Origin of the sequence: Roseovarius mucosus DSM 17069, assembly GCF_000768555.3 — a bacterium.
In the GTDB taxonomy this organism is placed as follows: Bacteria; Pseudomonadota; Alphaproteobacteria; order Rhodobacterales; family Rhodobacteraceae; genus Roseovarius; species Roseovarius mucosus.
Map to the genome: position 1 here is coordinate 368,504 of NZ_KN293978.2, position 15,171 is coordinate 383,674.

General features: G+C 60.8%; 11 protein-coding genes. 8 read left to right on the forward strand and 3 right to left on the reverse strand.

The features are described 5' to 3' along the window. Together ROSMUC_RS08850 and ROSMUC_RS08855 are read right to left on the reverse strand one after the other, a co-directional pair. On the reverse strand, positions 1–1,095 hold a 1,095-nt coding region (locus ROSMUC_RS08850), incomplete at its 3' end, for a calcium-binding protein (RefSeq protein ID WP_037271857.1). Positions 1,096–1,247: 152 nt separating this feature from the next. Beyond that, entirely contained in the window at positions 1,248–4,160 is a 2,913-nt protein-coding gene (locus ROSMUC_RS08855) for a calcium-binding protein (RefSeq protein WP_037271861.1), read from the reverse strand. Positions 4,161–4,727: 567 nt separating this feature from the next. Between ROSMUC_RS08855 and ROSMUC_RS08865 the strand changes: the two genes are divergently transcribed. The 7 genes from ROSMUC_RS08865 (at position 4,728) to ROSMUC_RS08895 (ending at position 12,795) form a co-directional block, all read left to right on the forward strand. Next, the gene (locus tag ROSMUC_RS08865) at positions 4,728–5,405 is read left to right on the forward strand and encodes a class I SAM-dependent methyltransferase (protein ID WP_037271867.1); all 678 of its coding nucleotides are present in this window, start codon (positions 4,728–4,730) and stop codon (positions 5,403–5,405) included. Between the two features lie 47 nt (positions 5,406–5,452). Then, on the forward strand, positions 5,453–7,402 hold the full coding sequence (locus ROSMUC_RS08870) for an acyltransferase family protein (protein ID WP_037271871.1): 1,950 nt from the start codon (positions 5,453–5,455) through the stop codon (positions 7,400–7,402). A gap of 102 nt (positions 7,403–7,504) precedes the next feature. After that, complete coding sequence (locus tag ROSMUC_RS08875; protein ID WP_037271874.1) at positions 7,505–8,485, forward strand: sulfotransferase domain-containing protein; 981 nt, start codon at positions 7,505–7,507, stop codon at positions 8,483–8,485. Beyond that, complete coding sequence (locus ROSMUC_RS08880; protein ID WP_037271877.1) at positions 8,486–9,637, forward strand: mitochondrial fission ELM1 family protein; 1,152 nt, start codon at positions 8,486–8,488, stop codon at positions 9,635–9,637. Position 9,638: 1 nt separating this feature from the next. Then, positions 9,639–10,637: a diacylglycerol/lipid kinase family protein gene (locus ROSMUC_RS08885; protein WP_037271880.1), complete on the forward strand. Its 999-nt coding sequence runs from the start codon at positions 9,639–9,641 to the stop codon at positions 10,635–10,637. A 71-nt stretch (positions 10,638–10,708) separates the two neighbouring features. Beyond that, the gene (locus ROSMUC_RS08890) at positions 10,709–11,656 is read left to right on the forward strand and encodes a hypothetical protein (protein WP_037271883.1); all 948 of its coding nucleotides are present in this window, start codon (positions 10,709–10,711) and stop codon (positions 11,654–11,656) included. Positions 11,657–11,844: 188 nt separating this feature from the next. After that, positions 11,845–12,795, forward strand: a complete 951-nt coding sequence (locus ROSMUC_RS08895; protein ID WP_037271886.1) for a hypothetical protein — start codon at positions 11,845–11,847, stop codon at positions 12,793–12,795. A gap of 12 nt (positions 12,796–12,807) precedes the next feature. Here ROSMUC_RS08895 and ROSMUC_RS08900 read toward each other — a convergent pair whose 3' ends face one another. Further along, on the reverse strand, positions 12,808–13,905 hold the full coding sequence (locus ROSMUC_RS08900; protein WP_245875144.1) for a mitochondrial fission ELM1 family protein: 1,098 nt from the start codon (positions 13,903–13,905) through the stop codon (positions 12,808–12,810). A gap of 137 nt (positions 13,906–14,042) precedes the next feature. Here ROSMUC_RS08900 and ROSMUC_RS08905 point away from each other — a divergent pair, with 137 nt between their 5' ends. Then, positions 14,043–14,972, forward strand: a complete 930-nt coding sequence (locus tag ROSMUC_RS08905; RefSeq protein WP_245875145.1) for a sulfotransferase domain-containing protein — start codon at positions 14,043–14,045, stop codon at positions 14,970–14,972. Positions 14,973–15,171 lie beyond the last annotated feature (199 nt).

The window sequence follows — 15,171 nt, forward strand, 5'->3', positions numbered from 1 at the left end:
ACCGCCGATGATATCATCGCCGTCGCCACCGTCGATGGTGTCATTCCCCAGACCGCCGCCGATGTTGTCGTTGCCGGGGCCGCCGGAGATCAGGTCATTGCCATCCGAGCCGGAAATGGAGTCGTTGCCGCCGTTGCCCTCGAGCACGTCGTTGCCGGGCCCGCCCGCGAGCCCGTCATTGCCTTGTTCCCCGATCAACGTATCGTTGTCATCGGTGCCAATCAGGGTATCGCCCCCCTCTGCGGCCACAAGAAACACGCCCGGACGCCCGACGATTTCCTCGATCAGATCGCTGACCAGAACGGTTTGATCCGGAAATTCGATTTGCTCGATGTTGATCAGATCATCCACGCCATCAAAGGGCGAGGCGAGACGCAAGCCGGTGTCGGTCAGAGTGATCTGAAACTCGCTCCGCGAGCCAACGTCATATGTGACCGTATCGAAACCGTCGCCGCCGTCCAACAGGTCATCACCATCGCCGCCGTTCAGCACGTCATCGCCGTCAAGCCCCTGCAAGGTATCCTGCCCCTCTCCGCCTGTGAGAAGGTCCGGACCGATGGTGCCGATCACGAGGTCGTCGACAGAGAGTTCCGACACCGTCGTGTTCGCGAACACAGCCAGAGAGATGGGCTGGTTTGCGCCAAAAGGCCCTTGGGTCACAGGGTTGCCCGCGACGATCGAAGACACGAACTGCCGGAAAGACGTAAGATCCGTGGGCTGCGTCAGGGTAGAGCTGCCAAGCTGGAAGAAGTAATTGTCATTGGTCTCGAAATTAAAGAACGACAGCATGACAGCGGAGCCGGATGTGGTCGTAAGCTGACCCAGAGACGGCTGATCAATCGGGTTATCTTCCCGCGTCAGGTCGATGCCCTCAAGACGCGCGATCTGAAAGTCACGGAGGTTGTTGATGATGACGTCTGGCACGTCTCCGGCGGTGGCGGGTTCCGCGAACCGATAAGAGAATTGATCGGTCGGAACTGACAGCTCCAGCGACACTGTCCTGAAGTTGCCTGCGACAACCGAGATCGTGCCATTCGGTAACAAGAAAAAGTCATCAATGCGCGCGGCGAAACCGTTGACTGTAAAAAGATTCATAAACTCACCTACCGAAGATTCATCCGTTCGGTAGAACCGAACACCGTCAGTTTCAAGCACAGAATCTTCGGCCTCCGAGCGGTTCTGCGCCAGTCAGATCGACAGGGGTCAAAGGCACCCTGAGCGTGGCAGGGTGTCTCTGCGCGAAATTGTCAGAGGAACTGAAAATCCTCGACCGTCAGTTGCGCCGCTGTGATGTCTTCGACAAGGATGATGTTGCCGTTGACGCGCATCTCTACGCCCTCTGTGGTGTCGATGATATTCATCGCCGCAACAAAGCCCGCCAGACCATTGCCGCCGTTGTTGATGTTCTCAAATCCGGTATCCGGATCAAACCGGCGGATGAAAAAGCTGTCGATGCCATCCTCGAAATCGGTGATCACATCCACCTCTCCCTCGAAGAAGGACGAGAACACGAATTGATCGGCGTCCCCACCGCCATTCATGCGGTCATTGCCCGCACCACCATTGATCGTGTCATTGCCCGCGCCGCCACTGATGACATCGTCGCGGCCACCCCCGGCGAGGAAATCGTTGCCGTCGCCGCCAAGGATGTTGTCATTGCCTTCGCCACCGCCCACGCGGTCATCCCCCGTGCCCGCGTTGATCGTGTCCTGACCCGTCCCGCCGCCAATGTCATCGGTGCCATCATTGCCGAAAATGAGATCATTGCCGAAGCTGCCGGACATGCTGTCATTGCCTGCGCCGCCCGAGAGCGTGTCATCGTCCGCGCCGCCCGCGACCACGTCATTGCCGTTGCCGCCCGAGATGCTATCCTGGCCAAAGCCCCCTCCGATGGTATCATCCCCATCCCCGCCGTCGATGCTGTCATTGCCCAGACCGCCGCCGATGTTGTCGTGCCCAAGCCCCCCGAGCACGAAATCATCGCCGCCCGAGGCGGAAATACGGTCATTACCTGCGTCCCCGTCGAGGCTGTCATTACCCAGAGCGCCGGACATCGTGTCAGCGCCGGTGCCACCGATCAAAGTGTCGTTCTCATCTGTGCCGATCAAGGACTGCCCCGAGTCTTCACCCACTACGAAATCCCCGCCGAAACTGGGCAATCCCGTCAGCACCGACGCGGCGGAAACAGTCTGATCCGCGAATTCGATCCATTCCACACCGATCAGATCGTCAACGCCAAGCGCAGAGGTCACCCTTAGACCATTCGGGATAACGCTGAACGTGACGGATGCCCTTGTAATCGTGTCGAAAACAGCGACATCCTCACCAATGCCGCCAAGGATGAAATCATCGCCCGCGTTGCCGATGAGCCGGTCATCGCCGGCCCCGCCATTGAGCGTGTCATTCCCTGCGCCGCCGTTGAGGATGAATCGTGGACCATCCAACCGCGTATGGTGATCTTCTTCGCCGGGCACATCGCCAAGGCTGAGCGGGTCATCGCCGACAGTGACGGTGACGGTCCGGCGCGCCTGTCCGGGAGCGGCGGCGGTGCCTTCGGTCACGGCCTCGAGGTTCATGTAGACCAGCGACCACGCCTGCATCGTGATGAGGAAGGCATCCAGCTCGTCCGCGGAAATGAGATCGAGAAACTCGGTTTCGATCACGACCTGCGCCGCTTTCTCGTCTTGTCCGCCTGCCCCGCCATCCCAAAGCTCGCTATAGGACACCCGATAGAGTGTTGCGGCGGGATCGCGCACGGCACTGAAATCGAGCGTCATCTCATTTTCCGCACCGCTCAACTCTGCAACGACGAAAAACGACTCGGGGCCGTTTTCGAACCCGTGGATCGTTACATTGCCCGCTTCGAGAAAATCTACCGTGGGCGTCATGCCGATGGCGTGGCTCAGCAAAGCATAGGATTCGCCCGCAATGGTCAGATGTCCGCGACAGGTGCAGACCAAGGTGACAGACCGGCTATTGTTGAAGAGTGAAGGCCAGAAATGCGCCGTGGTCACGTCATGCGTCACCATCTCGTAGAACATCGCCACATCAAGAATGGCGTGCTGAAGCCCGCGGTTGTTGGCCTCATTCACGTCCCCGGTGCGGCTGACGTTCCATTCGGTGATGTAATAGTCCAGTTCTGGCAAGGACGCACTGCGGTTGCCCAAATTAGCACGCCAGAATTCGAGTTGGCTGAAACCGAACTGTTCCTGTGTGTCGACAGCACCCAGACCACCATCAAGGTAATAGTGCTCGCTCACCGCGTCGACCGCACTGGCCGCATCTGATACGTCAATCGAGAAAATGTCGCCATTGGCCGTTTGCACCAGCATCGATTGCTGGGCAAAGGCGGAAATGATTCCGGTGTTCTGAGATCGGGCGTTCCCCTGCGAGGGAACGACGACCTGAGTAAGTTGCGAGAGCGGGGGCACACCTTCGTCGCCGATCTCGGTTGGTTGATAAACAAACTGCGTGACCGGATCGACGTAGAGCAGACCATCGCCATTCGGGGAGTAAACCCCGGCCGCGCTGAGGGTCTGCACAACGATATCGGGTTGATCGGCGCGGTCGATACCCAAATCCAACAGCGTGGCCTCGACCGTTTGGGACACGGCTGCGGCCACCCTGCCGTATTCTCGCGCGGTCATCCGGCCAGAGCCCCAGAATTCATTGCCGATCTCGAAGGCATCAATCTGCACGCCGGCCGCCGCAGCATCCTGCGCCGCCATGGTGACAAAATCGGCCACATCCTGAAGATAGCTGGCCGACACCAGCCGACCACCATAGCTGCCTGTCAGCAAGGCTTGTCCAGCGGTTTGCGTAAAACCTACAGCCGTGGGAATGACGAGGGTCGTGCTGGTGCCAAGATCCGCCGCAAAATCGAGAAAGTCGGAAAAGGGGATCAGATCAAGCTCGCCGCCATTCTGGAACGTGCCTACCGTGCGCTCGTGGCTACCGCCCGCGATGTCGGAAATGTCGAAATGGCTCTCTGTGATCGAGCCGCCGGGAAACCGCAAGGTTGTGATATTCGCCTCTGTGAACCGGTCGATCACCTGATCGCGCAAGGAGATATCGGTCGTGATCGTCAGATTGGCGCCAAACATCTCGGGGGTCACGACAGTGCCCGTGTTTTCATCCGTCTGATCAACAACGCGTATCATTCAGAAATCCTCAGAAAATGAGAGTCAGGGTACAAAACGACACACGGCCAAGGACACAACCGGGGAAACAACCAGTAGTTTATTTCTGTGCTTACGGATACCTATCCTAATGGGGTAGGCTCCGAGGAAATCGTGCAAAATACGTGCCAACTATACGGCGAAACACCCATTTCGGGGTATCTCACTTATCCCTTAAAGCTTCGGGGGCATCAAACAAACCGGTGCTGTTCAGGCGCAGCACCAAAGTGATCGGGAAAAACAAGTCGCGCGGCGCGTTCAAACGGGTCTCGAGGGCCTTCGATCAAACACATGCCTTTGTTTTAAGGGAATTTTCTGCATGGCCCATTCCCCTCGGGATCATTGCGGTTATCCTGTTCCTCGTCAAAACGACCTAGGTCATCCTCCGTTGTGACAAGAGTAACCCTCGAATTTTCCTGAAAGAATGCGCGGTCCCTCGCCATATTTGACGCGGCCGCGACAATTTTCATGTCGAAACGCCGCGCCTTTGGGATTAAGAGGGCGTCAAAATCTCGATGGCACATCTCTTTGCAAGAACGGACAGACAGCATGACCTCTTACGGACGCGGCAATCCCAGCCCCGAATATCTCGACATGGTGGCCATGTATGAGCGGCTGCACGAAGAGGGCGAAGCGGCGGCGGGCAAGTCCGGCACGCAGACCTTTCCGGGCAAGATGCTGATCCGTCATGCCCCGGGTATCAAGGAGATGATCGACCGGACGGGGGCTGCCGACATTTTGGATTATGGCGCGGGCAAGGCTGTGGCCTATGACCTGCGCGATGTGGCGCTGAGCAAAGACAAGGTGGTGCCCAGCATTCAGGACTATTGGGGCGTTGCCGATATCCGTTGCTATGATCCCGGTCACGAGCCGTTCAAGGAACTGCCAGACCGGCAATATGACGGGGTGATCTGCACCGATGTGCTGGAACATATCACCACGCCCGATGTGCCCTGGATCGTGGACGAGATGTTTGGCTATGCGCGCAAGTTTCTCTACGCCAATGTCGCCTGCTATCCGGCGGTCAAGGTTTTGCCCAATGGGCAGAACGTGCATTGCACGGTGAAATCGCCCGAATGGTGGGCCGGTCTCTTTCATGCCATCGCCATGCGGCATACGGATGTTTCATACCGGCTGATCACCTCGACCGCGACGGGGCGCAAGAAAAAGTTCGGCTTCGCCAAGAACCGCAAGAAAGAATACCAAACTGTCGAGCGGATGGCCTGATCCGCGCCCGCGATGTCAGAGCTTGACGTGTCCCGAGTAGTGATCTTATGAAATATCGCCCCGAAATTGACGGTCTGCGTGCCGTGGCAATCCTGCCTGTGGTGCTCTATCACGCGGGGGTGTCATGGTTCCCCGGCGGGTTCGTCGGCGTCGATGTATTCTTTGTCATCTCGGGCTATCTGATCACCTCGATCATTCTGGGCGAGCGCGCGGCGGGCAGCTTTACATTGGTTGGCTTTTATGGCCGCAGGATCCGGCGCATCTTTCCGGCGCTTTTCGTGATGATGGGTATCAGCTATCCGGTCGCCTGGGCGTTGCTGGACCCTTCGGCGATGGCCGAGTTTTCCGGCAGCATCGCCGCCTCGACCGTGTTCTTCGCGAATGTCTATTTCCTCGAGGTGAGCGGCTATTTCGCGACGGCGGCAGAGTTCAAGCCGCTCTTGCACAATTGGAGCCTGTCGGTTGAGGAGCAGTTCTACTTGCTTTTCCCCATGGCGGTGTTGCTGACATGGCGAGCCGGGGCAAAGTGGCAGGGCCGCATTTTCCTGGCGGTGGCGCTCATCAGCCTTGGCCTCGCGCAGTGGCAGATCGCGCGGGGCAATGAGGCGCGCGCGTTCTTTCTGCTCTATGCGCGGCTGTGGGAATTGATGGTGGGCGTTCTCGTGGCCTACTGGCTGGCTACGCCGCAGGGGGCGGCCCTGCGCGATGGAGGGCGGTTGCGGCACGGCGCGCTCTTGGGGTTGGCGCTCATTCTCTGGGCGGTGTTCACGTATGATACTGAAACCCCGTTTCCGGGTTTGGCTGCGCTTTTGCCCTGTGTGGGCGCGGCGCTGGTCATCGCCTGTGCCACGGGGCAGAGCATGACGGGCCGACTGCTGGGTTGGCGCCCGGTGGTCTTTGTGGGGCTGGTCAGCTATTCGCTCTATCTCTGGCATGTGCCTGCGCTGGTGTTCACCCGCATCGGCACGGGGCGCGATGATCTCTGGCTCATGCTTGCCGCCTGCGTGCTGGCTTTTGCCTTGGCCGTGCTCAGTTGGCGCCATGTAGAGCGGCCATTTCGGCGCATGCACGCGCTGCCGCCCCTGCGTCTTTTCGGAACGGCGGCGGTGTGCATGGCCGTGCTGGGCGGACTTGGTCTATTGGGGCAGGAAACCGACGGGTTTCGCGCGCATTACCTCGCCAATAGGCTCGATCCTGAAACACGCGCCAATTACGAGCGGTTCAGCCCGACCGCGACCCGTTCGCGCGTGGCCGATGACGGCTGCCGCTTTCGCGACGAAGAGCTGAAAGAGGATTTCGGTGCGCGGTTGCAGCAGTGCGCAGCACAGCATGGGCCGGGGATTTTCGTCCTGGGCGACTCGCACGCCGAGAATGTCTATAACGCCCTGCGCAGCACCGAGCGTTTTCCGTTCCTCGTGGGCCTGACGCGCGGAGGATGCCGGCCCTATCAATACAAGGCCAAATGTTCCTATGAGGCGGCGATTGCGTTTCTAGAGGCGCATCGCGACGCGGTGGCGCAGGTGGTTTTTCATGTCTCCGGCTCGCATTACATCCTCGATCATCGCAACGAGGGCGACAGTGACGCAGCCTTTGAACCGGGCAGCGAGGCGCGCATTGCAGACGAGAATATCACCCTCACCTCTGCCTATCTGGCACGGCTGCCAGAAGAGCTTGATGTGCTCTGGCTTGGCCCCTTTGCCGAGGCGCGCGTGGATCTGAGCAATCCCGGCAATTACAGCCCCGAGCGGCTGCGCTTCAACCCGGTGTCACTGGCGCATTTTGACGTGTTGGAAGCACGGATCGAAGCCGAAGCCAAAGCACAGAATGCTTATCGTTATGTCTCGCTGATCAACGCGCTCGATTTCGATCAGGACGCGCTTTTGCAGGGCGACTGCCTGACCTTCTGGGACGTGGACCACTTCAGCCCCTGCGGCGAGCATATCTTTGGCCCGACCATCGCGGATCTGGTGTTGGGCAAGGCTCCGCTGACGCAGTGATGCTTTTGATATGGCAAATTGGAGGTAGAATGGGTATGCGACCCCCAAAACCGGTCACGGCGCACAGGTCTGTCGTGACACCGGCAGAAAAGGCCCAAAACCATGCGTGACACCCTCCGTCTTCTTCGTGCCTCCTTTCCCGAGGCCAGCAAGGTCGTCTGGCGCAAGGCCAGCCGACGCCTGCTCAAGCTAAAGATGGACATGACGGGAGCGGATCAGCAGACGCGCATCCGCGCTGAACGCCAGATGCGCGGGCGCGAGCAATTCGCCAGCCTGCAACGCGCCGATGCGGTGGTCGTATCCTTTGGCAAGAGCGGGCGCACATGGCTGAGGGTCATGATCTCGCGGCTCTATCAACAGGTCTATGATCTGCCCGAGGATATTCTCATCGGCTTTGACAATTTCCACAACATGGACCGCCGCGCACCGCGCCTGTTCTTTACCCATGACAATTACATCGGCGATTTCACCGGAAACACCGACAACAAGGCGGATTTCTACGACAAGAAAGTGCTCTTGATGATGCGCGACCCGCGCGATGTCGCGGTGTCGCAATTCTTTCAATGGCGTTATCGCATGCCGTCGGAAAAGAAACTGCTCAACGAATACCCGGCCCATGACGAAGATACGCCGATTTACGACTTTGTGCTGCACGAGGGCGGTGGCCTGCCCAAGATCATCGACTTCATGAACCTCTGGGCGCGGGAAATGAACAAGATGCACGCGCTCTGCCTCATCCGCTATGAGGACATGCGCGCCAATCCCCAAACGGTGCTGACCGAGGTCGCACAGTTTCTCGAGATTCCCGCCGATGCCGCCGTGATCCAGGAGGCCGTGGAGTATGCGGATTTCGAGAACATGAAGAAGAAAGAGGCCGACAGCGGATTCCGTCTGAGTGGCGCGCGCGTCGCCCCCGGAGACAAGAGCAACCCGGACAGCTACAAGACCCGGCGTGCCAAGGTGGGCGGGTATCGCGATTATTTCGACGACGCCCAAGTGGCGGTGATCGACGCGCTGGTCGAGGCGCGGCTTGATCCCGTCTATCGCTACGGCGCGTCCGTCAAACCGGATAGCGCGGGTTAAATGCACCAGCCTGACGCAGCGCCCCGCATCTGGCGGGTTCTGGGCGACAAGCGCGGCGATAATGCCCAGGTCGAGATCGTGGCCGAGGCCCTGGCGCGCGAACGTGGCTGGGTGTCGGAACTGCGGCATCTCGAAATGCTGCCGAAATTCGTCGTGGGCAAGCCGCGCGTGGGCCCGACGCTCTATCATATCGACCAGAGCCTGAGTGATCCGATCGAGCCGCCATGGCCGGACCTGATCCTGACGCGGGGCCGTCGCCCGGCCAATGTCGCGCTCTGGATCAAGAAGCAATCGGGTGGGCGCACGCGGATCGTCCTTGTGGGCAAGCCTGCGGGCTGGTTCTCGCATCAGATGGCGCAGTTCGACCTGATCGTGACCAGTACGGAAACCCTGCCCGCGCCCTTTGACAATGTGATGCAGATCGACCTGCCCTTGATGAAGATCAGCCCCGAGCGGCTGGAGGCGGGGCGCAAGGCCTGGCAGGCAAGGCTGGATGCCCTGCCCCGTCCCTTGGTCGTGTTCCTGATCGGTGGGCCAACCAGCCCCTTTGTCTATAACGCCGAGATGGAGGCGCAGGTGCGCGCGCGTATGGCGCAGGTGCTGGCGACGGGCGGCACGCCCTATATCGTGGGGTCGCGCCGCACGCCCAAGGGATTTCTCGACCGCGTGACGGCCGGTCTGCCCGAGGGGGTGCAGCGCTTTGACTGGGGTCAGTCCGACGATGAAAACCCCTATACCGGCCTTCTGGCGCTGGCGGATCGTTTCGTCGTGACAGGCGACAGCATTTCGATGCTGGTCGAGGTGGCGCGCCTGGGCAAGGCGCTGGAAATCGTGGCCCTGCCCTATGGTCCCTTGGGCAAATTCGACGATGCACGACGGCGGGCGGCCGCGTGGATGTTTCAGAACCGCCGCAACGCGGGGCTGGCCGAGCGTCTGCGCCTTGCTCTGGCGCGCGGGCTCTATCACATGCGGATGTTGCAACAGACCCGGCATTTCCCCCGATTTCACCAGATCCTGATTGATCGCGGTCTGGCCACATGGATGGGCGAAAGCGAGAATGCCAGCAGGGGCGAGCGTCCGGCGCTGTCGGCAACGGATGCCGATGTGGCGCGTATCCTTGCGCGGATTGATCCGCTCTTGTCGGGGCGCTGACATGGGCAACACCGGCGGCGCGACCCGCATTTGCATGATCAGCAATCCAACCAGCGGCAACAACCGCAAATGGCAGGCGCGCATCGAGGCGCGGCTGGCGGCCTATCCGCAGGTCGCGCATCACGTCACCCGCTCGCCGCATGAGGCCGAAGAACTGGTTCCGCAACTGGCCGCGTCTTGCCCGGATGTGGTGGTGATCAATGGCGGCGATGGCACGATTGCCGCGGCTTTGGGCATGATCCTGCGCCACTGGGCCCAAGACGAGCTACCGCTCATCGTGCTCTTGCCCGGTGGCACCGCGAATATGACGGCGGGGGATATTGGCGTTGCGTCGTCGCACAAACAGGCGCTCAAGCGCTTTTTCCGCTGGCTGGATCGCGGCGCGCCGCTGACGGGGGATATTCGCACGCGCCATATCATGCGGGTCACGGGGGCGGCAGATGGCCATGTCCGCCACGGGATGTTTCTGGGCACGGGTGCCATCATGCAGGCCACCCGCTTTGCCCACAAGAATGTACATTCCCGCGGGCTGGGCGGAGAGCTGAGCCTTGGTATGGTGTTGGTTCGGTCCGTCTGGGGGTTGATCCGGCAAGACCCGAAGTTTTATCAACCGACCCATGTCGCGATAGCGGTGGAGAATGGATCGGGGGTAGAGGTCACGCGCGACACCGCCCCGATGCTGATCCTTGTGGCCAGCACGCTGGGGCGGCTGTTTCTGGGCATTCGACCGTTTTGGGCCAAGGACGAGGCCCCCATTGGCCTGACAGCAATCCAAGGCGGCGCGCGGCGCTTTGCCCGCGCCTTTCCTTCGGTGCTGCGCGGGCGTCCCAACCGCCATGTCACGGTCGAGAATGGCTATGAGAGCTTTCGCGGAGCGAGGATCGAACTGCGCTTTGACGGCGAATTGAACCTTGATGGCGAGTTGTTCGCCACCGCCGGGGGCGATGTGCCGCTGGTGATCGAGGCGGAAGGGCCGATCCGCTTTCTGCGCGCAAAATAGCGCGGGCTGTTGGCGCGGGCATCTCGCGCGTATAAAACCACGGCCAAGACCCGACATGAGGCAACAACTCCATGACAGCCGCGCAGTATCCGACCCCGGACGGCCCCACGCTGGAAAGCTCTGCGCCGCTCCGGGCGTTGATGGACGCGCTGAGCGCCCGGTTCGGCGATGGGTTACAGGCGGTGATCCTCTATGGATCGTGCCTGCGGAGCACCGATCTGCTTGACGGGCTGGTCGATTTCTACGTTTTGGTCGAGAGCACGCCCAAGGCCGAACCGCGGCTGTGGCTGCGACTGGCCGGGCGCATCTTGCCGCCCAATGTCTATTACCTCGAGACCCCGGTGGGCGCGGAAACGGTGCGCTGCAAATATGCCGTCCTCAGTCTGCGGCAGTTCGAACGCGGGACCGGACCCGGCTGGTTTCAATCCTATCTCTGGGGGCGCTTTGCGCAGCCGGTCAAACCCGTCTGGTGCCAGTCAACGGACGTGGAGCATCGTTTGCACGCTGCTTTTTTCCGGTCGGGCGAAACGCTCTTGCGCCGCGCCCTGCCCGCCCTGCCGCCTGAGGGGTCACTTGATGAACTATGGCAGGGGGCGCTGGCGCTGAGCTATGCCACGGAACTGCGCGCCGAAAAGCAAGGCCGCGCGGCGGAACTGGCAGGCCATGGGCGCGCATTCTATGCGGCGATGACGCAGGCGCTCTTGCCGCGCATGGGCGATGTTCTGCGCCTTGAAATACACGCCGATGGCAGCCTGACCTATCGCGGCACGGTTACAGCCCGCGCACGTCGTTTTGCCCCCGCGCTCTGGGCGCTGCGGCGGGTGCAAGGCAAGGCGTTGTCGGTGGCGCGGCTCATCAAGGGGTTGTTCACCTTCGAGGGCGGATTGGATTATCTTGCGTGGAAGCTCTCGCGCCATTCGGGTCAGGTGGTGGAAATCCCGGACAAGGTGCGCCGCCGCCCGCTGATCCACATCTGGGGCTTCATGCGTCATCTCTACCGCAGGGGTGTGTTCCGCTAGGGGCGCCCACCTTGGGCGAGAACCCGCGTATCGCGATCATCTTGCGTTACAAACGTGTAAGATTGGGGCTATTCTCTGATCCAGATCAATACACGACAGTTTTTATTGTGTTTCTGGACATGGCGTCTCTGCAAATTCTGCTGTATAGAGCCGCTCAGAACAAAAACCGAGGTTGCGGATCACTCATCATGAAACACGCTGTATTCATCCAGACGAACCACAAGCAGATTGTCGGCGCCATCGTCGCTGAACATGCGCTGCGTCGCTACTCCACCAACAATGACAAGTTCGAGGTGCATATCGTCAACAGCCGCGATTACCCCTTCTTCCTTGCCCGTGAAGGTCAGGAATACATGCGCGACGGCGTCAAGCGGGTCTGGCTGAACGAGGATTTGCAATCCTTTACCCCCACTCGCTTCATGCCCCCGGAGCTCATGGGCTATGAGGGCCGCGCTGTGGTCATCGACCCCGATGTGTTTGCCTGCTCTGACATCTGGGAATTGCTGAACCGCGACATGAAGGGCAACGCGATCATGGCGCGCATGCGCTCTGGCACCAAGGGTCTGATCGACAAGGCCTATGCCAGCTCGGTGATGCTGCTCGACTGCGCGCAGCTCAAGCATTGGAAGGTCGAAGAGCAGTTCAACGCGATGTTCGACGGCGACCACGACTATTCCCGCTGGATCGGTCTGCGTAACGAGGACCCGAACACGATCGAATTCATCGAGAACGAGTGGAACGACTTTGACAAGTTTACCACTGAGACCAAGATGCTGCACACGACCCGCCGCAAGACCCAGCCGTGGAAAACCGGCCTGCCGGTGGATTGGCGCCCCGCAGAGCGTTTCCGCCTGTTCCCGCCAGCCGCATGGGTGCTGCGTCTGCGCCGCAAGATTTTCGGCGAATACGGCCTCATGGGCAATTACAAGGAGCATCCGGACAAGAACCAGGAAAACTTCTTCTGGGGTCTGGTCAAGGAATGCGTGGAGCAAGGCAAGCTGACCGAAGAGTTCCTGCGCAAGGAAATGGAAGAGAACCACGTGCGCCACGATGCGCTCGAGGTGATCGCGCGTGTGCCGAGCCTGCCGCCCGCACCGGCGCATCCGCTGAGCACCGGCAATCTGGCCAAGGCCGCCTAAGCGCCTAGACGTTCAAAACAACGCACGGATACGTTCCGCCGCAATCTGCGCTCCGACCGAAGGGTCGGGGCGCATTTTCTTTGCCCAAGTCTCACCTGCGCCGATCAAGGCGGGGGCCTCGTCCAGCCAGCGCGCCTGCCCCGCCTGCACCAGCGCCTGCTGGATACGCGATACATCCCGCCGCATCCGCCGCGGCGCAAGGCGCATGGCAAGCGCGTGGCTAAGTGGTTTGGGGCGGAAATTATGTGAGTGTGTCCACCAAGACCCCGGTGCGTCGCCCGGATCAAAGACATAGAGCGGCCGCCCGAGGCTCGCGGCCTCGGCCAGCATCGACATGCTCTCGCCGGTGACGACGAAACGATCTGCAAGGCCCAGATAGGCGGCGTAGGGATTGGGCGCGGCGGGGTCGCGGTCATGCCACCAATAGCACCGGGCCGGCACATCCAGCGTGGCGCTGACGGCCTCGGCCACGGCACGCGGGGTGCGGGGGCTACCGCTGACAAGCGCGGTGCCGCCGGTCTGCTGCACGAGGCGGTTGATCCCTTGCGCCAAAAGCCGCCCCTTTTCCGGGGTAAAGACGAAGGGGCCGCTGTCACCGCCAATGAGCACGCTGGTATAGGGGCGCGGCAGATGGGCCACCGCCGGGGTCGCCTCTTGCGCCGCCTGATCCACACCTGCGCGGGTGAATTGGTGCAAGGGCAGCGGATTGATCAGGACATTTGGGCCGGGCGTGAGAAAATACTGCGGCGTGCTGACGATCAGATCGTAGCTGTCCACTGGGGCCCAGGGGCGCCCCAGATGCACCAGCCTTGTGTGCCCCCCCGACTGCTGCTTGATCCAGCGCGCCACAGGCTCGTTGCGTCGTCCTGCACTGATTACCAGATCAGGCCAAGGCGGGTCGAGCGGGCTGGATGCCTGCCGGTCGATGCCCAGAAGGGTTATCCGCAAGAGAAGATGCGGCAAGAGTTCCCAGCCGCGTACAAGAATGGTTTTCCGCTCCATCGGCCAGCCAAGGGCGTCGGCCAAGGCCAACACTTGCGTGTTGTCCCCCGCCTTGCGGCCCAGGAGGCACCAGACCTTTGGTTCTTGCGTTGTGTTGCGACGCTGCAAACGCCTCTCCCCTGCTGCTCTGCCTGGGCGCGGAATCACGCCCGATGCGTTCCGGGACAAAATTACCGATACAAAGACCGAGCGATACCCTCTATGAGGACTGCACGAAACCCCGATACCTGACCAGAATGACGCCCATGACCAATTTATCCTACCGCGAGATCCGGGACGTGGCCTCGCGTCACCTCATCCTCTCTGCCCTGTTCTTTCTACCAAAGGGCAAGAAGATCGCCCTTGAGCGCCGCCTGCGCGGACGTCAGGAGAATGCCAAGCTGCAAGAGGCGGATTGGGCGCTGGTGTCCTGGGGCAAGAGCGGACGGACGTGGTTTCGGGTAATGCTGTCGCGGTTCTATCAGCTGCATTACGGGCTCGAGACCGACTACATGCTGGAGTTCGACAACTTTCACGCGCTGAACCCGGCTGCACCCAAGGTGCTTTTCAGCCATAACAACTACATCCGCGACCATTACAACCATGGCGACGATCTGGACCAGTATCGCGGCAAGAAACTGGTGCTCTTGGTGCGCGATCCGCGCGATGTGGCGGTGTCGCAATATTTTCAATGGTCCTATCGCATGCGGCCGCGCAAGAAGGCGCTGAACGCCTATCCCGCCCATGGCAGCGAGGTGGCGATTTACGATTTCGTCCGTAATCCCGACTGCGGCATCCCGCGCATTGTCGCCGCCTTCAACGCTTGGGCGCGGTCCCTGCCGGAATTGGGCGCGGATGTGCTGGTGGTGCGGTATGAGGATTTGCGCCGGGATCCGGCCGAAGTGTTGCGGCAGGTTGTAAGCTTTACCGGCGTCGATCCCGACCCTGCGCATATCGAGGCGGCCAAGGACTACGCCGCCTATGAAAACATGAAAAAACGCGAGGCCGCGAATGAGGGCATGCGCGGCAGTGGCCAGCGTGTGAAGCCGGGGGATGAGAGCAACCCGGATTCCTTCAAGGTGCGGCGCGGCAAGGTGGGCGGCTATCGCGACTATTTCACACCCGAAGAAGTGGCGGTGGTCGATGGGCTGGTTGAGGGCAAACTTGACCCGGTGTTCGGGTATAACGAGGCGTGAGGGAGTAGACCCCTCGCGATGAGCTGCGCGGTCGCTGGGCCGGGGACTAGCGAAGCAACAGTCGTGGCTGTCACTTTATGCCAGCCAAGTACGTGTGACCTTTCAGTAAGTTGATCCCTCTCAGAATCGCTAGGCCGCGGGACGGCCCAGCGATCCGCGCGGCGGCGCTACGCGCCTTGTTCCGCGCGGGACGGTTGGG